Consider the following 20,290-nt stretch of genomic DNA (forward strand, 5'->3'; position numbering starts at 1 on the left):
CAGCTTGGCGCGTGGCTTGCCCGGGTTTGTAAAGCTATAGCTCCTGCGGTGCGCGAACCTTCTGTGTACGCTGCCTTCGCATCAGCCAGTACGCGGCCGGCAAAACCAACATGGACATCAGCGGCGCGGTAATCATGCCGCCGACCATGGGCGCGGCGATGCGCTTCATCACTTCAGATCCGGCACCTCCGCCCCAGAGGATTGGCAACAGGCCGGCGATGATCACGGCCACCGTCATCACCTTGGGCCGCACGCGCAGCACTGCGCCTTCACGAATTGCCTCCAGTAGTGCCGGGTCACCGCTGCGCCCGGCATCCATACGTGCATGCCAGGCATTCTTCAGGTACAGCAGCATGATCACCCCAAATTCCGCCGAGACGCCGGCCAAGGCGATAAAGCCGACCCCAGTGGCAACCGACAGGTTGAAGCCGAACCAGTAGAGCAGCCAGATGCCGCCCGATAGGGCGAAGGGCAGGGTTGCCATGATCAGTAGGGCCTCACCGAAGCGGCTGAAGGTCAGGTAAAGCAGCACGAAGATGATCAACAAGGTCGCCGGTACCACCCAGGCCAGCCGTGCATTGGCGCGCTCCAGGAACTCGAACTGACCGGAGTAGGAGACGGTCATGCCAGCATCGAGTTGTACCTGCTCAGCTACGCGTTGCTGCAACTCGCGCACGGTCGATGCCAGGTCGCGCCCACGGACATCGACATAGACCCAACCGGACAGACGCCCGTTCTCGCTGCGCAGCATTGGCGGCCCTTCGGTCAGACTAACCTGGGCGACGGTGCCCAAGGTGATCTGCTGGCCGGCTTGCGTGAGGATCGGCATACGCCGTAGTGCCTGCGGACTGTCTCGCCACTCCTTGGGATAGCGCAGGTTGATCGGGAAGCGGGCCAGTCCTTCAACCGTCTCACCAATATTGCTGCCGCCGATGGCGCCCGATACCACCGCCTGCACATCGGCGATGCTCAGGCCATAGCGCGCCGCGGCCAGTCGATCGATCTGGATGTCCACGTAACGGCCGCCAGTAAGGCGTTCTGCCAAGGCCGAACTCACCCCAGGCACCTCTTTGGCCACGGCCTCGATATCGCGCGTTATGCGCTCGATGTCGACCAAGGAGGTTCCGGACACTTTCACCCCAATGGGGCTCTTGATCCCCGTCGCCAGCATGTCGATGCGGTTGCGGATGGGCGGCACCCAGATATTGGACAGCCCCGGAACTTTTACCGCGCGATCCAGTTCCTCGATCAGCTTTTCGGGTGTCATCCCCGCGCGCCATTGATCGCGTGGTTTGAACTGCACCGTGGTCTCGAACATTTCCAGCGGTGCTGGATCGGTGGCGGTCTCTGCTCGCCCGGCCTTGCCGAATACCCGTGCCACTTCGGGCACCGTGAGGATCATCCGGTTGGTTTGCTGCAGCAGCTGGGTGGCCTTGCTGGCCGGCAAGCCGGGCAGGGCTGATGGCATGTACAACAGGTCGCCCTCGTCCATCGGCGGTAGAAACTCTCCTCCGAGTCTGCTGAGGGGCCAGAGACTGGACAAAAACACTAGCAAGGCCAGCGCTAGGGTCACCTTAGGCCAAGCCAGCACCCACTCCAGCACCGGCCGGTATGCACCGATCAGCCAACGATTCAAGGGGTTCTGTTGTTCGCTGGGGATATGCCCACGAATCCAATAGCCCATCAGCACCGGTACCAAGGTGATCGAGAGGCCAGCAGCGGCAGCCATGGCATAGGTCTTGGTGAATGCCAGCGGGCCAAACAGGCGACCCTCCTGGGCCTCCAGGGTGAAGACCGGGAGGAAAGACAGGGTGATGATCAAAAGGCTGAAGAACAGCGCCGGCCCGACCTCGGCCGCAGCTTCGCCGATCACCCGCCAGTGCGCCTCGCCCTGAAGCGGTTCACCGGGGTGTCGAGCCTTCCAGGCCTCGATGTGCTTGTGCGCGTTCTCGATCATCACCACGGCGGCATCGACCATGGCGCCGATGGCGATTGCGATCCCGCCGAGCGACATGATGTTGGCATTGACGCCCTGGTAGCGCATGACGATGAAGGCCATCAGGATGCCCAGGGGCAGGGTGATGATCGCGACCAGCGACGAGCGCAGGTGCCAGAGGAAGATCAGGCAAACCAGGGCAACCACCGCGAACTCTTCCAGCAGCTTGTAGCTGAGGTTATCGATGGCGCGGTCGATCAATTGCGAACGGTCATAGGTGGTGACCACCTCGACGCCGGCCGGCAAGCTGCCCTTCAGGCTGTCCAGCTTGGTCTTCACCGCGGCGATGGTATCGCGGGCATTCTTTCCGGAGCGCAAGATGACCACGCCACCTACAACTTCACCCTGGCCATCCAGCTCGGCAATGCCACGACGCATCTCTGGCCCCAGCTGAATGGTGGCCACCTGACCCAGCAGCACCGGAACTCCGCTGGCCGAAGCCCGCAGCGGCACATTGCGGAAATCCGCCAGGCTCTCTAGATAGCCTGAAGCCCGGACCATGTACTCGCGCTCTGCCAGCTCCAGGATGGCGCCGCCGGTTTCCTGATTGGCGCTCTTCAGCGCCGCTTCGACCTCCTGCTGAGTTACCCCATAAGCCACCAGCTTCTGGGGATCGAGCAGCACTTGGTATTGCTTGACCATGCCGCCGAGGGTGGCCACTTCGGCTACGTTGGGCAGGCCCTTGAGTTCGTACTTAAGGAACCAGTCCTGCAGTGCCCGCAGCTGGGCAAGATCATGCTGGCCGCTGCGGTCGACCAAGGCGTACTGGTAGATCCAGCCCACGCCGGTGGCATCCGGCCCAAGGGTGGTGGTAACACCCTCGGGCAGGCGTTCCTGCGCCTGGTTGAGGTACTCCAGCACCCGCGAGCGTGCCCAGTAGAGGTCGGTATCGTCCTCGAACAGCACGTAAACGAAGGAGTCGCCGAAGAACGAGTAGCCGCGCACTGTCTTCGCCCCCGGCACCGAGAGCATGGTGGTGGCCAGCGGGTAGGTCACCTGGTTCTCGACAATCTGCGGTGCCTGCCCGGGGAAGCTTGTGCGGATGATGACCTGGGTGTCGGACAGATCCGGCAGTGCATCCAACGGCGTGTTGCGCAGCGACCAGATGCCCAGGGCGGTGATGAACAGGGTCGCCAGCAGCACCAGAAAGCGATTGCCGATAGACCAGTGGATCAGGCGTGCGATCATGGCTGGTCTCCTTCCTTGCTGAGCTGCTCGATCATCAGGCCGGAGTTTTTCTGGCGGGCGCCGATACGTACGTGATCTCCTGGCTTAAGTCCCACAGCTACTTCTGAGCTGACCAATGGAAAAGCCATGGTCATACCTGGCATATTCAGGCTCTCGAAGGGCCCGTGCTCCAGGGTGACTGACTCCGCGTCCAGAGCACGAATTACACCATGGGCCTCATGTAGTTCCTTCTTATTGTCCTGCTCGGCATGGCTGGCCATGACACCCTGTAGGCTGGCCTCCGAATCGATGAGGAACTGGCCGGAGATAACGACCGCCTGACCCTCCTCAAGACCGGACAACACCTCCAGACGCCCATCAGCCTCGCGGCCCAAGGTTATTTCCAGGGGGCGGTAGCGCCCATCGCCTTCTACCAGCATCACCAACGCACGCTTCCCGGTGCGAATCACGGCTTCACTCGGCACAAGAAGCGTGGATTGTTCGACGGCACTGTTCAGGCGTACGGCGGCGAACATGCCGGGGCGCAACTTACCGGCAGGGTTGGGTAGCTCGCTGCGTACCGTGAGCGTGCGTGTTTGCGGATCGGCACTCGGCAGCAAGGCTATGACGCGGCCCAGCAGCGGTCGATCAGGAAAGGCCGTCAGGTTGGCGCGGATCTCGTCCCCGACCTGGATACTTCCGGCCATGGCCTCGGGTATCGCCGCATCGAGCCAGACACTGGATAGCCCGTTAATCAACGCCAGATCCTGCCCGGCTTCGACGGTCATCCCGGCGCGTACCTGCAAGGCTTGGAGCTCGCCGCTGATAGGTGTGGTGAGGGTTTGCACCGCCCGTGGTCTGCCGCTGCGGCGGACCTGCTCGATCAACGTTTGAGGCATGCCAAGCAGGCGCAGGCGCTCTTGGGCCGCACTTATCAAGCGAGTGTCAGCGGTACGCAGAACCGCCAGGAACTCCAACTGCGCGGCGGACCATTCGGGAATCAGCAGGTCGACCAGGGGGGCTCCGGCAGGCAGCACATCGCCCGGGGCGCGACCGTAAACCCGCTCGACGAATCCGCCGGCGCGGGCCTGGAGGTTCGCCACTTCTCGCTGGTTATAGGCCAGGGAACCCACCGCCTCGATATCCGAGGGCAGTACACCTCGGATCACCATCGAGGTTCGCATTCCGAGGTTCTGCACGGCTTGAGCGGGGATGCTCAGGACAGACGGATCCTGCTCGGATCCTGCGTATTTAGGGACAAGTTCCATATCCATGAAAGGTGACTTGCCCGGCTTATCGAAGCGCTGCTCAGGCTGCATCGGGTCGTACCAATAGAGCACCTTGCGCTCGTCCGTCGGTGCGGAGCTAGGCAGGATCTCGTGTTTGGCTTGCCGCTGGGCCAGCCAGTAGCCACCGCCCGCCGCGCCAATGCCCACGGCCAGCAAGGCGACCGCAAAACCAAATGCCGATATCTTCATTTCAGTCCCTCCACATAGGCGTAGTACAGGCTTGCGGAGAGCTGGCTCAGCTTGCGCTGCTGTTCAATCTGCCGTAGCTGAGCCTCGATCAGGTCGCGCTGGGCGGTGAGGACGGATGTCAGCTGGCTGTTGCCGGCCTGGTAAGCGGCAAGTTCGAGATCGGCACGTTTGCTTGCAAGCGGGATCAAGGTTTTTTCGGTGCGTGACAAGGTCCTGCGCAGTTGCTCAAGCTCGGCAATACCGCCTTCCAGCTCAGCCTGATGGGCGCGCAGTAATGCTTCCTGCTCGGCTTCCATCTGCGACACGCTTTGTTGTCTGGCGTTGATCTTGGGCCCCTGACGTGTGCCTACGAACAACGGCAGGTCGAAGGTAAATTGCACCATCACCATATCGCCGAATTGGTTGTCGCGATTGTTGTAGGCAAACTCAACACCCCAGTCGGGGGTCTTCTCGGCGATGGCCTCGTTCAGCTCGGCGCTAGCCTCGCCGACTCGGGCGGAGGCAGCGCGCAACTCAGGGTGTGAGGCAATGCGTTGCTGCAGGTGCGGTACCACCAGGTTCAGATTGGGAACACCTCCTTGCAAAGGCTGGTCAGCCTCGTTGCCTATCCAGCGGCGCAGCTTGGCACGAGCTACTGCCACATCGCGATTCAGTTCATCTCGCCGATCTTGTAACGCCAAAGCTTCCTGGTCGGCCTGCAACAGCTCGCCAGGCTGAGCACTACCGCCGGCAATCAGCGATTGCACGGTCGAGCGGAGCATCTCGATCTGACGGTCCAGTTGATCGAAGAGGCCAACACTGCGTTCGGCGTAGTACACGTCCAGCCAGCTCACTGCTGTCTGGCGCTTGATCTCCAACTGCATGGCACGCTGCTCGGCCTCGGCTCGGACAACTGAAGCCTCGGCCACCTGGCGCCGAGCCTGACGCTTGTCACTGTTGGGGACTTCCTGCATGAGCCCAATGCGGCGCATGGTCATGGAGTCACGATTAAGTGTGTAACGGTCAGGGCCTTCGATCGGCAGGTTGTCGATGCCTAGAATCAGCTTGGGATCGGGCAGGGCGTCTGCGGGCCCTACAGCCTGTTGTGCCGAAGCCACCTGCGCCTGGCGCGCGAGGTTCTCAGGGGCACTCTGCTCGGCCAGAGCTTGGGCTCGTTCGAAGGTTAGGGGCTGCGCCTGCGCGGCAAGCCAGGGAGCTGCCCAGAATGCGGCAGCCAACACACCGAGATAGCCACGGCGTGGAAAAAGGAAAGCGGACATGCTTTCGCCTCCAATGCGATTGATCGAGGTCGCAGCTACGAAACGTGGCCGCGACGATGCGCCTGACTGTAAGGCGCGGGATGATCACTGCATTAGACGAAACGAGGAGGGCGCCAGAGTCCTGCTGGCTCTCGCTTAATCACCGACTGTGTCAGCAATATTTCGGGGCGTGAGGGAAGAGGGGATATGCTCTTGATCACATTGGTCTGGAGAAGTCCTCCGGTCTTGCATTCCTGGCCGGATTTGCAGGGAGACTTATTGGCCACCCCATCAGACGTGTCCATTTGCTCGCAGCACGGAGCATCGGCCGTTGCATGGCCCTGATGATCGGCGCTCTGCATCGGGCAAGGTTGTGCCGGCATGCTGAAAGCCATACCGCCGAAGGTCGGCAGCACGAGGCTAGCAATCATTACCAGGATCAATCCAATCCGACGCACAGCAATTCACCAAGCGGGGCTATAGGGCGACTATAGCAGATTGCCTCGAGGCATGAGCGCTCCTTTTGACGATAACAGCACTTCGTTGATTTGGATCAAATAGAGTGTCTAATCTCAAAGGGGGAGCTGATTTTGTAGCGGGTGAGATTTCAATCGAGCAAGCGATAGAGTTCAGGCCAAAGAGGATTCTATAATCACTCGCCGTTCGGTGTCTCAGAAAAGGCTACAACTCATCTGGCCTGATTGGAGTTGGCATGACTATCGCGGAATGCATATTGAGGCGTATCAGGCGCATGCCCAAGGGCAAGCCTTTTGTTGGGGCAGTATTCGCTCAGGCGGGCTCCCGTACATCGGTAGCTAAAGCTTTGTCCCGGATGGTGCTCAGTGGCCTCCTAGAGCGCGTTGCTCGCGGCGTCTACATGCGGCCTAAGCACAGCCAATACACGGGCAGAAGGGTTCGAGCTAATCCGCTGGCAGTCATGGAGGCGGTCGCCAAGGCAAAAGGTGAGATTATCCAGATCCATGGCGCAGAAGCAGTTCGACGCTTGGGTCTGAGCACCCAGATGCAGGTTTTACCGACTTACTACACCAGTGGATCGACGCGCGAAATCAAGATAGGCAACGCGGTTGTTCGCTTGCGTCATGTGTCTCGGTTACGACTCCAGCAGGCTGGTACCAACGTAGGTGTGGCCTTGACGGCATTGCTGCACCTTGGCAAAGCAGAGCTGACTGAACTGGCGTTAAGCAAGATCGCCAACTCACTTAGCGTTGAGGAATTCAACCAGCTTATGGACTGCAAAATGCCTGACTGGATGCGGTCGGCTTTGGCCAGATCCGCGAAGGATCATGCGTGCCGAGATAGCACCTCGACGTACCCCGCAAGCGTGTGACATGTGTGGGAGTTTGATGTCGTAATGATGCGGACGTGCACTACGTGTCGATTGCTGAAATTTGTAAATGACTGAGCTCAATCCATTGATTCCCTTGGTTAAGGCTATAGGCTGCCGCCGGACGAGTCGGCGCCATAGAACAGCTCATTGCGCGTCTGCCCTGGGCTGAAGGCGTTAAAGGTATACACAATGATCAATTCGCCCCAAAAGCGTGCTCACTTGCTCGTAGCCCGATCTGGTCGTCAGTATGCTGCAAGGTACTTGATGTGCTAGTCCGATGGCGGGCTTGTATAGCCAGAGTACGGCAAGCGTTCGAGATCCAAGCACATGAGTAGCTAGTGCTAATGCCTGCTGGCACCTTCCAACGAAACACCGATGGACGAGGCTCCAGCAACCCAATGGTGCAATGGGGCAAAACGCGATTATTTCAGTTTTGTTCATGTTGCACCCCTTAAAGGTGAATCCTGCCTTTCAGCCACACAGTCGCCCAGCGGGCTCCATTTTTTTGCCGCTTTGCGCGGCAATGTCGAGCAATCTTCCTTGTTTCTCAGACCGAGCAAGCAGAATCTCTCGTGCGCCGTCTTCAATTGTCGACTTTAGAAGCCATCTGTCAGTCTTTATTTTCCGTCGACCCTTCATCGCATATCTCCGCCCGTGATCGTGTCCCGGGAAGTGGTGTAACTGAACCAGCCGAAGGCGCCCTGCGGGCGAAAGAGGATGGTCATCGTGGTTCTTGGCTAACGTTGAGTTTGCGGACTTAACCTTCACCAGAGAAACCACGATGACCAAGCCCACTATCGCATTGACCGAGTTGGTTGAGAAAGGGGCAGATGCTGATCTGCTCAAGCAAATGATCCAGTTCGTTGCCCAGCGCATGATGGAGTTCGATGTCGAAGGCCTGTGCGGTGCCGGCTTCGATGTCAAAAGCCCCGACCGGACAAACAGCCGCAATGGCTACCGTGACCGCCTGTGGCAGACCCGCGCCGGCGACGTCGACCTGAAGATCCCCAAGCTGCGCCAAGGCAGCTACTTTCCTGGCTTCCTCGAACCTCGACGCACCGCCGAGAAGGCCATGGCGGCGGTCATTCAGGAGGCCTACATCCAAGGCGTTTCTACACGCTCGGTCGACGAGCTGGTGAAGGCCATGGGCATGATCGGCATTTCCAAAAGCCAGGTGTCACGGTTGGCAGGCGAGATCGATGAACGCGTTCACGCGTTCCTTGATCGCCCGCTTGAAGGTGACTGGCCCTATCTCTGGATTGATGCCACCTACGTCAAGGTGCGGGAGGCCGGGCGCATCGTCTCGGTCGCCGTAATAATCGCCGTGGCCGTGAACACTGACGGTGGCCGCGAAGTCCTGGGCATGCGGGTTGGGCCATCGGAGGCCGAGCCGTTCTGGACAGACTTCCTGCGTAGCCTCATGCGACGTGGATTGCGGGGCGTGAAACTGGTCATCTCCGACGCCCACGAAGGTCTGAAGGCGGCCGTTTCCAAGGTCTTCAATGCAACCTGGCAACGCTGTCGCGTGCACTTCATGCGAAACGCCATGGCCCACGTCGGCAAAGGTCAGCGCACCATGGTCGCGGCGCTGCTACGTACGGTTTTCGCCCAAGACAGCCGTGCCGAATGCCATCAGCAATGGCGTTTGGTCGCTGATCAGCTGCGCGAAAAATATCCCAAGATCGCGACGCTCATGGATGGCTGTGAGGATGAAGTATTGGCGCACATGGCATTTCCAAAGGCACACCGCCAGCAGTTGCACAGCACCAACCCACTCGAACGGCTCAACGCCGAGATCAAACGCCGCACCGATGTTGTAGGGATTTTTCCCAACGATCCGGCCATCACGCGTCTGGTAGGCGCAATGCTGCTGGAGCAGAACGACGAGTGGTGCCTGCAACGACGTTACATGCAGTTGGAGGCCTTTGAAGCAGTCAGCGATAATCCACAGGCCAAGCTGTCGGCCGTGATCAACTAAACGGCAAACTCAGTGGCCAGAGCCATGATGAGTTACACCACTTCCCGGGACACGATCCCGCCCGTAGGGCCTGGGGGCACCAGCTACAACTGAAAGGACCTCGTAAACCCTGGTTACGCCAGCCAGAATAGCTCGGCTCCTGCAGTGGGCTCCATTCAATATGGGTATGACAGCTATGCCCGTGTATTGGCTGTGACGGTACGGCTTATGGATGGCACCCTTTCTTAGCCTAGCTACCTAGGTCGCCTTCTGCTTATGAGATGCCTGACATGCCTAATGCACTGGCCTCCTTGCTGTAACGCAACAGATCCTCCCACACAAATCTGATTGGGTAATGCACGCACATCTACCGTCGGTAGCGGCGCGCCGTCTTGGATGACTCGAAATGCTGGTACTGCTGGCGGCACCTATGTGGCCGCTTACCTCATGCATCGCGCCCCTTTTCTAGATGCTAGTAGCCACTGGCCATCGAAGTGGTGTTATCTTGCCTGGGTGAGCATAACTTATGAGTTTCGTATGATTAAGGATGACGAGATGGAGCAGGGTAGTACGGATGCAAACAAAAATTTTTCTGTTAGGTATAAAGAGCTAGACATAGAAGATGGCGGTTGGCCGAGCGGAGAGGACAAGCTTTCAAGGCGAAAGGAGATTGAGAATCTGACGCCGCTCTTGGTTAATGCGCAAGCCCCGCTTGTTATTTGCTTGGATGCTCCGTGGGGTGCGGGAAAAACAACCTTCGTTAGGCTTTGGTCAGAATATCTCCGAACGATTAATGTGGCTAATTTATATTTAAATGCGTGGGAGAGTGATTTCGCCGAAGACCCTCTTTTGCCTCTGATTTCAACGCTGGATAAATGGATTTCAGCTGAGCTAGATGAATCCAAAGCGAAAGCTGCCTGGAGTAAAGCGAAGAAGGTGGTGCCTGGCATACTTAAGTCGACAGCTGTCGCTGCGGCTAAGGCCGCTTCATTTGGTCTGCTAGACATAGACAAAGAAATTGAGAAGCTGGCGGCCGATGTAGTCGGAGCCGCTGTTGGTGATGTTGTTGATAGATTTAATGTTAAACAGAAATCACTTGAACAGTTTAAGAAGCAGCTTTCTATCGCTTTGGAGGGTTGCCTGACGGCCAAAAAAACCTCGTGATATTTATTGATGAGCTTGATAGGTGTCGACCTAACTATGCGATCGAGACTTTAGAGCGTGTGAAGCATCTTTTTGATCTCGATCGCATTATTTTCATAATTTCAATGAATCGCGATCAGTTAGGTAAGAGTATTCAGGGTGTCTATGGTTCGTCGTTCAATGGGGCTCATTATTTAAAGCGCTTTATAGACGTTGACTACCATCTGCGGACGCCTTCCATAAAGGAATATATCTCGGTAAGGTTGCATGAGCCGGAAATTGAAAGTTATTTTAAGTCGCGCCGAGATGGACAGTATGATCATGAGCATATCATTGAGCTGATGGCGTATTTGGCGTCTCGCTTTGAGTACACACCTCGTGATGTTAATCAGTTGGTTGGAAGGCTTAAATTAATATTTCGTAGCATTCCTGCCAATCATTACCTTGATGAGTCGATCATGATACCGCTTCTAGTGCTGAGGCAAGAGGCACCGGCACTCTACAATCGATATTCAAAAGATCCATTTTGTGCGAATGAAGTGATTGAGTTTTTGGCGGGCAGTCGAATCGGACAGGGCACATTTGAGCATCGGATCGCGGTCATGTTTGGTTATCTGCTAAGGCCGGCTATGGACTCGCAGTCAAAAGAAGGTGTGGAAAGAATACTAGCTCCCTGGAAAGAATGGCATGGTCAAGTCGCGGAAATGGAAAAAACTTCATATCCATCAGAATTCCAGCGCGCAATTAAGGCGGTTTTGGAGTTTGCCACTGATGATCGTGAGTTCAGGGGGCGTAGAGGTATAAGCACGGTGGTCTTCAATCGAATCGAACTAGCCGGAGAAATTAATTTTTCATAACTCCTCGCTGAACCCATGGGTGTCTAACGGCATCCGTGGGGAAAGCGTTATCTTATGACAATCGCTCATCACGGTCACGCTCGTATGCCACCTCCTGATTGCTCAGACTCAATGTCGCGTACTAGGCCACTCTTGGAAATGTAGGGCGGACCAACGTGCTTCACGTTGCGTCTTTGCATTCGCTTATCATTAAGGACAAGGGCATCATCAGTCGCATCGGTTCCATGGATAGATGGGTGGCTTACACGCTGCCCAGGGAGCCAAAAGCAGGTACTTTAAACAAATCGCCACGTTGAGCAGAATAAGCCAGTGCTGATGTCTAGCTCGTGACCGACCATAACCAGGCAAACCAGTGAGTTGCTCCATGTCTGAAGGTATCAAGAACACCGCCATCACAGCATCAGGCTACATCTATCAGACCCGACAAGGGATCAGGGTCCTTTGTGACTGGCTTGATGCCCCAGCTCGCTACACTCGTGTGAAGTTTGAATGTGATGAGGAGGTAGTGGCCCCTAAAGGACTGGATGACATCGTGGTGGAGCGCGCCGACGGCCTGTTTGATCTGCAACAGGTCAAGTTTACTCCAGATTCAGATGCCCATCCGCTGTGTTGGAGCTGGCTTTTGGAGAAAATCGGTAAGACTGAGAAAGCTCGATCTATGTTGCGGAAGTGGTTTGATGCCTTTCAGGCGTTGGACCCGGCCAGAATTGGCGTGCTTTCACTCACGACCAATCGCCGTCCAGACGCAGAAATCGAATCTTGCTTGGAGCACGGTCGGATTGCATTCATCAAAATTCCAGAACCCAGACGCTCTCAGATCGTCGCTGCTCTGGGGGCGAGCAGGAGTGCGAGGCATTTTTCAGTCATCTTCAGGTCATACATAGTGACAAAGGGTTCGACAACCTTGAACACGAGATAGATGCGCGCTTGCGTAAGCACGGTACTGGCGAAGGTATTGCCACTCTTAAAAATCTTGCTCTGAATTGGGCAACTCGACTGAATTCTCCGCCTCCGGACGGTTGGATAAAGTTAGAGCAAATACAGGCGATCCTTCGCTCCACGCCACCTACTCCGTTACCAGAAGACTTCGTCGTGCCCGAGGGCTACGAAGTCCCGATGAGACATTTCACGAAGCTTTTCTCCGTGATGCCGTTTCGACTACGGGGCAGGCGATGGTGCTAACTGGGCCTCCAGGTCGGGGGAAAAGCACTTACTTGAGCGCCTTGTGTGACGCCCTCGCTGAGCAGGGGATACCTACGGTTAGGCATCATTACTTCCTTTCTGTCACTGAGCGAGGGCGTGACCGAGTCAACAGCTATGCGGTGGTGCAATCGATTGAAGATCAAGTGAAGCGATTCCATCCTGACGTATCGTTTGGAGGAGGTGATCTGCGCTCAATCCTGGAGGCCTGCGCCACATACTACAAGGATCTTGGAAAGCCATTCGTTGTTGTCCTCGACGGGCTGGATCATGTATGGCGCGACAACGCTGAAGATAAGCGGCCTCTGGATGACCTTTTTTCTCAAGTAATACCCTGTCCTGAGAACATGGTGCTGCTTGTTGGTACCCAGCCCGTCGACGACGCCCAGTTGCCGACAGATCTGCTCGCTTATGTGCCCAAGGAGGAATGGCGTACGCTACCCGCGATGTCTGAGAATGCTGTCCTTTCGCACCTGCGGAAGGTGTATCAGGAAGGGAGGCTCGCAACTGGTTTTGATGATGAGCACGAGATTGAGCGACAACTACAAGAAGCCGCATCCGCGCTTCGGACGAAAACCAATGGCCATCCGCTGCATGTAATCTACGCCGTTGCCGAGCTTGAACACGCGGGCGGCATGCTTTCCAAGAGCGACGTAGACCAGCTAAAAGGAGATCTCGGTCGCGATGCGAGATTTTATTACGCATCGCTGTGGGAACGGCTTCCTCCTAGCCTGAAGGATACGTTGAGGCTAGTTTGTGCTTTTCCATTTTTTTGGCCTAAAACCGCCTTTGTTGAGATCGCCCGTAGAGTAGGTTCAGCAGAACCTGACGTCCCTAAAGTCGGGCATTTGCTTCACTCCTCTCCAGCTGGCTTGAAAGTCTTTCACGAAAGCTTGGCCGTTTTTGTACGGTCGACTACGGACTACATGCTTCGCATTACTGAGTTAATGCCGATAGTGGCGAGTTGGCTGGAGAGCGATGCCCCCAACTCTCTGCGTGTCAACTGGCTTTGGACAGTCCAGGCTCGATTAGGTGCCCCCAAAATCTTATCAGCGGCCTCACACGTGACTGGATCATGTCGCGGTTGGAGGAGGGATACCCGGAGTCGCTCTTTGACATGTTGTTGTCCGATGCACTGATAGCCGCCTTGACGACGAAGCAATTCGCCGAATCTTATAGATTGGCGCACCTGAAAGATCGCATGGTGGGCGGCAGTCAGTACCAGATGCAGGGCGACGACATCGCGCGCCTAATCTCCTACACCTTGGCTCTGACCGGGGAGGAGAGTGTAGTGCGTGAAGCTGTTGCTTCTAGGCACGAAGCGGATGTTCTACATCTTGCGGCGCTCGGCTTGGCGCTGCAAACCCGGGGTGACCCGGTTCAGGCAGAGATATGCGCGGAGGAAGCGTTTCGCCGGTTCAGAGGATTGAGTCGATTCTCTAATCGTTATTCCTCCACCAGCGGCGCAGACGAGTTCAAGTTCTTGGTAGATATGTTCGCACGGCTTGGCATTATTGGAGCCACTGCCGACTCGCTGGCTCGGCTTGTAACGGAAAACACTCCCATTGTCTGGTTGCCGCGGGTTCAGCTTTTGGTTGAAAAAGCCAATTTGGACGAGTTGATGCAGGTGGCAGCCCTTCTTCCGGACAACCACAGCAAGGATCTCGTCAGCGACGCCTGTGTTCGCGCTGCTGCAGGTGCAGGAGCGAGTATCCTCGAGCGCACGGATTTTCATTGCCTGAGCAAGACGCCTTTGGTTGCAACTTTGGAAGTAGCTTGGACACGCACAGCCAGCCTATTGATCAAGCCTATTCCCATCAAATGGCTTAGTGGGGAGTATTACGAGCATAAAGACAACTTGGCGAGGCTGGTCCACCACTGGTTTTTCTCCTCAGTTCACCTGGGCCTAAGCATGCTCGCGGCCGGTGCTACCGCTTTTGAGTTCATCCCGGCCCTAGTGTTCAAAGACAGAACGAACATTACTGCATTCCTCAGCGAGCTCGCTCTGGTTGCAGATGAGATTGCGCAGTTGTGGTGGGAGGGGCAGTTTGTAGATTTCCATGAACTGTACAAGCGGCTTGAGACCGTTGAGTTCAAGTTTTTGAAGCAAGATTATCATGAGACTGCTGCAGCTGAGGATTTTCGAAGGGCATTGCACCAAGTCGCGTGCGATATTCGTACAGTTAGCGTACTTCTGGACGGATCAGGCATCAATGTATCCCTGACCCACTCCACGCTAACTGAGGCCTCTCGGTGTGCTTGGTTCGAAAGTGGATCATTTCGTACAGATTACGCGGCGGGGCTGCTTACAACGATGGATGCCGATGCGGCAGCGGCATTTGTTCAGGATCAACGCCAAGTGCTCGATGCAGAAGTGCGCCATGAGACAAGCGTTCATCTTCAAACACCTCTGGAATTGTGCGCGATTGCACTACGGCATGGGGTAATCTCCAGTGCCCGTGAGTTGTGCAAGCAGACGTGGGAGTTGACTACTGGCTATGCACATCGGAAAGACCCCACCCTCAACAACACCTTGGACGCTATCCGCTACTTGGCGGATGTTGCCCAGGACGACGCGCGCCGCCTACTCAGCCTCGTTGCACCGCAAGTCCATCATGTATTGGATTACACCGACGGGAAGGGCACGAGGCATGTTCTTAGTTCTGCTGATCGCCTGTTAGCTAAGCTGCAGCCTTCAGCACTGGTCATCAAGTACGAAGAGCACATTCATGCTGGAGACTGGTCGCTGGCTGAGGATAGTCTCAAGGAATACATCATGGAGGGCATCAGAAACAGTTGGCCTTTGGATGCGGTGCTGCGAACCGGACTCCACCCTGAAATATCTCAGGCAATCAAACAGCTTGACCAAGAAGGCATAACTACCGCTGTAGAACGGCTTACCGTGTTGGAACAGCACGCTGGCTGGGACCTTGGTTCTCTGATGCGACCAGAAATGGTTGGGAGCAAAACAGAAAGCAAACCCTACACGGACGATTTCACAAAGTACGAGCCGGCAAGACTCGATGACTTGCTCGATAGCCTCAGTTCTAGCTACCACGAGCAAGAGCGTGTTCTTCGTGCTTGGTACCAGCACTGGGAGAAGGCTGGTCAAGGTCAGCAATTGCTGATTGCCCTCGACGATTTACTGCTATCTGACGAAGGGCGCCGACGCGGAGTTTTTGCGCTGTCGGATCTGGCCTTTGAGACACGACGAAAGCTGAGTGGCTTAAATTCAGCATGGAAGTATCTTGTGCAAGCACACATCCGGAACGGCGCATGGTCAGGCTTCGTTGAACCTGAGGAGAGAACCTTGTCTAGGTTGGAGCTCGTCGCAAGACGTTATCCGCGGCGCTGCGACGATTTTGTAGCGGAGACGACCTACAGCATGTTTGGCAATCCAGAAACGTCTCGTGTGGCACCTTCAGTGCCATTATGTTGTCAACTCAAATGTTGCAATCTGCTGAAGTGCTTGAAATAGAGGCATTCCATGATGCTTCGTCAGATTTTGATGTTCCATATTCAGTGTTGCATAGCAAATTCGATTTTAGGCCCAAGCGGGGCCACCACAGCTTTCAGCTTCACCAACAACTGTGATGCTAGGTCCCGGATCAGCAAGGCTCAGGCTATTGCCCGCGTTTCACAGAAAAGCTGGAAATTCCAACCCATCTTCCCGTAAAAGCTGAACATTCCGGCAAAATCTGATCGAACCCCCACTACGGGGGCAAGGGGTCGTACATCGCTAATGGCATTTTGACTTGTTCCACTCATTGTGTACCGCTGGATAAAAAGGCGAGAATGCGCGCGCAATGGAAGGCATGATGCGCGCAGGTCGGCGCTCTCGTGGCAGGATGTCACCGGCTTCATGCCTCCACAGCCAAGGCTCGCACGAGCCTTTAAGCTTAATGCCAATTTGTGGAGAGTGATGTGCTGAGTGACGACGACCAAAAGCTAGCCAAGATCCTTTTTGGCCTTCTGAAAAATGCGACTAGCCAAGCCGTCGTCAAGGAATTTCTCCGGACGAAGGGCATCCCCGTTTCTGCGCAAAACTGGGATGATCTCTATGAAAAGCGGATCGAGCCTGCCCTCAAGGATAAAAAGCTTGCACTGAAAGACCTCCGCGATCTACTGCAGCAGGTGGAGGAGTTCGGCAAGCAGCACTCGTTCCTTTTCCAGTGCACTGAAGAGCGGGCAATCGGTCTGCTGTCTCCTGCTCGCATCGCTTCAATCGCAGCAGCTGAGGGCCTTTCGGGGCTGTTTACTCACCCGCTGGATCTTGAGATGCCCGACGAGGCCACAATCGTCGACATCCGCCTGTACCGTCCCGACCCACAGAAGACACCGGTTTCGCTTACGATCAAAGTCGTCGAAAGCCGTGATATCAATCGTCTCAGCGCTGTGGAGACGGATCCAGCCACTGGCGAACTGATTCGACGCTATGCGACCACAAAAAAGCGTGCGGTGAATATTGTTCACTTGGATCACACAGGTTTGTTGGAGTTTCGAATTGCCTCTCAAGATAATCAGGCAAAGAAATATTCCGAGCTCTTGTGGGTATTAAAAAACAAAGTAAGAAAATTTCTACCGGACGATGGGTTCGCTGAAGTTTCGCTTAGCCCCGCTAAGAATAAAATTCTGCGCGAGCGCGATAACCTCTCCCAAGAAATCAGGTATAGCAATTCAACGGCTCGGAATGAATTCGGGGCCCAAATGCAGATTACCTCCGCATCGGTTGATGAAAACCTTTCATCGGATGAGGGGTCGATGTCTGCATTGGATCGCTTCTTGGAACGTGATGGCGAAGTGACGGGAGCCAATATTTACGTTAAACTACCAGACAGTGATCCTCCCCGTGAACTGAGACTTTTGATTTCGGGTGAGAGAAACGAGTTTGCGGTGACCGTAGCGTGCTCCGCCGGAGAATACGAATATGTTCGCGGAAAAGTTATCGCCTTTAATACGTAACCATCCAGACGAGGCAGAAGGCCTCCGAAGATTGGCTAGTTTTATCCAGGGCTATGAATCCCAGGGTGGCGAAGCTTTGCCAAGAATTCGGCTAAACCCGAATCGCATGTTCGATATTATGCAAGCCGGTACTTCCGCGCACCTGGCAATCTTGATCAATATCTTGGTAACGGGCCAGATTATCAAGAGATTCCTTATTGTTAGGTGCCCCAGCGGCGAAGGTCTCCCATTCCAATCTTACGGCGATATCCCAGAGATTGTTCGTGATCCTGGAATGGATGCCGAATTTGAAGTACTTGCCGCCAACGTGGAACCAACCTATAGATTGGTGCTCGATTGAAACCTGTTGATATTGTTACCCTTGTTCGATCGACTTGGGAAAATACGATTGAGACCAAAAGACTGGCTCAGCTGCAGGCAATTAGGGCAACTCTGGATGCCGAGCATCTGGAGCTATTTGACTCTTTAGTCGATTTGCAAATTTCTAGTATCAAAGATGATGCTCAGGCCATCACGCTCATGCTTGTCCATGGTATTCAAACTGATGGTTCTTGGCACGAGCTGGTAAAAGCGGCCTTCCGAGATGTTGCTCATGTCAGAGTCAAGGGTCTTGGCTACCATTGTGTGACCGCGCTGCAGCTTGCCTGCCCGTTCCGATCCACGCCAATCAATAAGATCGCAAATGACTTCCGAGACGCACGGCTTATGGAGCCGACTGCACGCATCATGGTCATTGCCCACAGCTTTGGCACTTATATCATTAGCCGGATCCTCGCAAAATACACTGACATCAACATTGAGAGAATTGTTCTCTGCGGCTCCATAATAAAAGGCAATTATGCCTGGGAGAAGCATGCCCGGCACATGGCTGCTGGCAACATCGTCAACGATGTCGGTACGCGTGATTTTTACCCCGTACTAGCTACATTTTCGACAGTTGGCTACGGCGGGACTGGTCGAAACGGATTTAAAAATACACGCGTTGCTGACCGTTACTTCGATTATGGCCATAGCGATTTTTTTGAGCCCGACAAGGACCATATCGTCAAATATTGGAAGCCTTATATACTAGATGGGACCATCGTCGAGTCTGAGTGGGATAGCAAAAAGCCGAAGACCCATCTGGGAATCATGATGGCGTGTCACCCCTGGATCGGCAGGCCTGCCTTCTATGCAACCGTTGGGCTAATTACAGCTGCTGTAGCGGGTTTGGCTTGGTGGCTACTCACCTGATCTTCCATTGCCCAGTTTCAGAGTCTCGTATCAAATGCTGCTCTGAGGCGACATCCAAGCCTACGGACCTAAAAATACTGAGCATTAGCGTCATAGAGTAGTAATAGAGTCGCTGATGTCGTGCTTTGTCAGAGGCCACAAATACCCCGTCAATCCGTCCTTCCTCACTGGTCGCGAATTCGAATACGTACGAGTGTATCACCTGGTTGGCGACAAAATTCATATCCCGCAGTTCTTTTTGAACTTTAGTAGTTTGGTAGTTTTCCAATATATTGTGCCGATTGAGGTAGTCTACTGTCTTGCCGCTGGTGATGGGGTAGTACGATAGATGGAGCTTAATTTTCTTCGTTGATTCAGAGATCTTGTAGGTCTCGATTAGCTTGCGCACTGTATAAAAACTGACAAAAATTTCACGTTCTGCTTTCGCATAAATGCGCCCTGCAGAATACTCTTTTATGCGAGTTTTCTCAAGCCAATTAGCTGTACGAAGAAGTGGCTTCTTCCAATCTTCAGAATCGTAAATCATCAGATTTCTCCTTGGCTGAGAAATAAATCAAGCGTCAGTCTATTGGCAGTTAACGCTTTTCAAGTACATATCCTACACCTCTAAGTGTATGTATCAGTTTGGTTTCGAAGGGGTCATCTATCTTGGCTCTGAGTCTTCGAATCGACACCTCTACAACGTTTGTGTCGCAGTCGAAGTTCATATCCCAAACCTGCGAGATAATTTGCGTACGGCTCAGCACCACACCGGTATTACGCATCAGGTAATGCAGTAATGCGAATTCTTTCGTGGTCAGGTCAATGCGCTGACCATCCCTGAATGCCCTGTGCCGGCTCTGATCAAGCTCCAGGTCAGCGACGCGAATGACCTCTACGGATGCAGGGTGATCTGACCTGCGCATCAAGGCGCGAACCCGGGCCAGCAGCTCAGGAAACTCAAATGGCTTGATTAGGTAGTCATCTGCGCCGTTCTCCAGCCCCCGGACCTTATCCGCCAGCCGGCTTCTCGCCGTCAGCATCATGATACGGGAAGGGCAGTTTTTACGACGCAACAACTCAAGGACCTGCCAACCGTCCATCTCTGGCAGATTTATATCCAGGATAATCAGCTCATATTCGTGCTGCTTAGCCAAGAATAATCCATCTGACCCGGTGTGGACGCAATCTACGACATAGCCACATTCCGTCAGACCTTGACGCACATACTCCGCAGTTTTTACTTCATCCTCAATTACCAGAATTCGCATGGGATTTGTCTCGATATCACTGAGCAATTAACCGCGCACGCGCGCCGGCATTATTGAAAGGGATGGTAAATCAAAATGAGCGTGCCGGGGCTCAAATGACGGATTTGTAATTTCTAGGTAATACAGTTGATAGTCTGGCGGTATATCTTGTCGCGGTTTGGGTTTGACAGTTGCGGGCCCTCTCTCCAGTAGGTGATTTGACCTTATGAAGTACTGGGTTATTTTCTTCTTTGTGCTGGCTTCGTTCCGCTCAGATGACGGCGAGGTTGCTCACATTGAGGAAACTGGTCATTGGTGTAGTCATGAACTTCACCGGCATGCGATGCGTACAATCGAACGCCTACTTGAATTCTAGGCAAAAAAAAGGCGCCCAATGGGCGCCAAATATCCACCTTTTACCAAAGGAGCACTTAAGCCACTCAAGGTGAATTCGTAATGCTCGTTTTACTAATAGGACCAGC

The 20,290-nt window shown here is 54.8% G+C and carries 16 protein-coding genes; 10 read left to right on the forward strand and 6 right to left on the reverse strand.

The window, feature by feature from the left end:
* Window positions 1-34: 34 nt before the first annotated feature.
* Genes CSV86_RS05245 through CSV86_RS05255 form a run of 3 tightly spaced genes read right to left on the reverse strand, consistent with a single transcriptional unit; the run spans window position 35 to window position 5,900 of the window.
* On the reverse strand, window positions 35-3,184 hold the full coding sequence (locus tag CSV86_RS05245) for an efflux RND transporter permease subunit (protein ID WP_004374632.1): 3,150 nt from the start codon (window positions 3,182-3,184) through the stop codon (window positions 35-37).
* Entirely contained in the window at window positions 3,181-4,641 is a 1,461-nt protein-coding gene (locus CSV86_RS05250; RefSeq protein ID WP_009394816.1) for an efflux RND transporter periplasmic adaptor subunit, read from the reverse strand. The genes CSV86_RS05245 and CSV86_RS05250 overlap by 4 nt, the downstream gene beginning before the upstream one ends.
* Complete coding sequence (locus CSV86_RS05255; protein ID WP_004574340.1) at window positions 4,638-5,900, reverse strand: TolC family protein; 1,263 nt, start codon at window positions 5,898-5,900, stop codon at window positions 4,638-4,640. Before CSV86_RS05255 ends, CSV86_RS05250 begins: the two co-directional genes overlap by 4 nt.
* 691 nt (window positions 5,901-6,591) lie before the next feature.
* On the opposite strand from CSV86_RS05255, the gene CSV86_RS05260 reads away from it, so the two are divergent.
* Complete coding sequence (locus CSV86_RS05260; RefSeq protein WP_009394818.1) at window positions 6,592-7,227, forward strand: DUF6088 family protein; 636 nt, start codon at window positions 6,592-6,594, stop codon at window positions 7,225-7,227.
* A gap of 174 nt (window positions 7,228-7,401) precedes the next feature.
* Here CSV86_RS05260 and CSV86_RS33270 read toward each other — a convergent pair whose 3' ends face one another.
* Window positions 7,402-7,668 (reverse strand): antitoxin Xre/MbcA/ParS toxin-binding domain-containing protein, encoded by a 267-nt coding sequence (locus CSV86_RS33270; RefSeq protein WP_080604703.1) that lies wholly within the window; start codon window positions 7,666-7,668, stop codon window positions 7,402-7,404.
* Window positions 7,669-8,008: 340 nt separating this feature from the next.
* On the opposite strand from CSV86_RS33270, the gene CSV86_RS05270 reads away from it, so the two are divergent.
* The 9 genes from CSV86_RS05270 to CSV86_RS31695 all read left to right on the forward strand — a co-directional run bounded on the left by CSV86_RS05270 (window position 8,009) and on the right by CSV86_RS31695 (window position 18,579).
* On the forward strand, window positions 8,009-9,205 hold the full coding sequence (locus tag CSV86_RS05270) for an IS256 family transposase (protein ID WP_009395869.1): 1,197 nt from the start codon (window positions 8,009-8,011) through the stop codon (window positions 9,203-9,205).
* Window positions 9,206-9,721: 516 nt separating this feature from the next.
* Entirely contained in the window at window positions 9,722-10,348 is a 627-nt protein-coding gene (locus CSV86_RS05275) for a P-loop NTPase fold protein (RefSeq protein ID WP_170394429.1), read from the forward strand.
* Entirely contained in the window at window positions 10,345-11,184 is an 840-nt protein-coding gene (locus CSV86_RS05280) for a KAP family P-loop NTPase fold protein (protein ID WP_170394432.1), read from the forward strand. Before CSV86_RS05275 ends, CSV86_RS05280 begins: the two co-directional genes overlap by 4 nt.
* Window positions 11,185-11,548: 364 nt before the next feature.
* Window positions 11,549-12,103 carry a hypothetical protein gene (locus CSV86_RS31675; RefSeq protein ID WP_240160378.1) on the forward strand — a complete coding sequence of 185 codons (555 nt, stop codon included), beginning with the start codon at window positions 11,549-11,551 and terminating at the stop codon, window positions 12,101-12,103.
* A gap of 304 nt (window positions 12,104-12,407) precedes the next feature.
* On the forward strand, window positions 12,408-13,523 hold the full coding sequence (locus CSV86_RS31680; protein WP_240160379.1) for a hypothetical protein: 1,116 nt from the start codon (window positions 12,408-12,410) through the stop codon (window positions 13,521-13,523).
* A complete protein-coding gene (locus tag CSV86_RS31685; RefSeq protein WP_240160380.1) occupies window positions 13,502-15,862 on the forward strand; it encodes a hypothetical protein in 2,361 nt (786 codons plus the stop codon). Before CSV86_RS31680 ends, CSV86_RS31685 begins: the two co-directional genes overlap by 22 nt.
* A gap of 446 nt (window positions 15,863-16,308) precedes the next feature.
* Complete coding sequence (locus CSV86_RS05290) at window positions 16,309-17,346, forward strand: hypothetical protein (protein WP_009395923.1); 1,038 nt, start codon at window positions 16,309-16,311, stop codon at window positions 17,344-17,346.
* Window positions 17,312-17,686 carry a hypothetical protein gene (locus CSV86_RS31690; RefSeq protein WP_240160381.1) on the forward strand — a complete coding sequence of 125 codons (375 nt, stop codon included), beginning with the start codon at window positions 17,312-17,314 and terminating at the stop codon, window positions 17,684-17,686. Before CSV86_RS05290 ends, CSV86_RS31690 begins: the two co-directional genes overlap by 35 nt.
* On the forward strand, window positions 17,683-18,579 hold the full coding sequence (locus tag CSV86_RS31695) for an alpha/beta fold hydrolase (protein WP_009395921.1): 897 nt from the start codon (window positions 17,683-17,685) through the stop codon (window positions 18,577-18,579). Before CSV86_RS31690 ends, CSV86_RS31695 begins: the two co-directional genes overlap by 4 nt.
* On the opposite strand, the gene CSV86_RS05305 is transcribed toward CSV86_RS31695, so the two are convergent.
* Both CSV86_RS05305 and CSV86_RS05310 read right to left on the reverse strand, forming a co-directional pair.
* Window positions 18,572-19,105, reverse strand: coding sequence for a hypothetical protein (locus tag CSV86_RS05305; RefSeq protein WP_009395920.1), 534 nt, complete (start codon window positions 19,103-19,105; stop codon window positions 18,572-18,574). The genes CSV86_RS31695 and CSV86_RS05305 overlap by 8 nt on opposite strands.
* 49 nt (window positions 19,106-19,154) lie before the next feature.
* Window positions 19,155-19,829 carry a heavy metal response regulator transcription factor gene (locus CSV86_RS05310; protein ID WP_003253420.1) on the reverse strand — a complete coding sequence of 225 codons (675 nt, stop codon included), beginning with the start codon at window positions 19,827-19,829 and terminating at the stop codon, window positions 19,155-19,157.
* Between the last annotated feature and the right edge of the window lie 461 nt (window positions 19,830-20,290).

It is taken from the genome of Pseudomonas bharatica CSV86, assembly GCF_000319305.2.
Lineage (GTDB): Bacteria > Pseudomonadota > Gammaproteobacteria > Pseudomonadales > Pseudomonadaceae > Aquipseudomonas > Aquipseudomonas bharatica.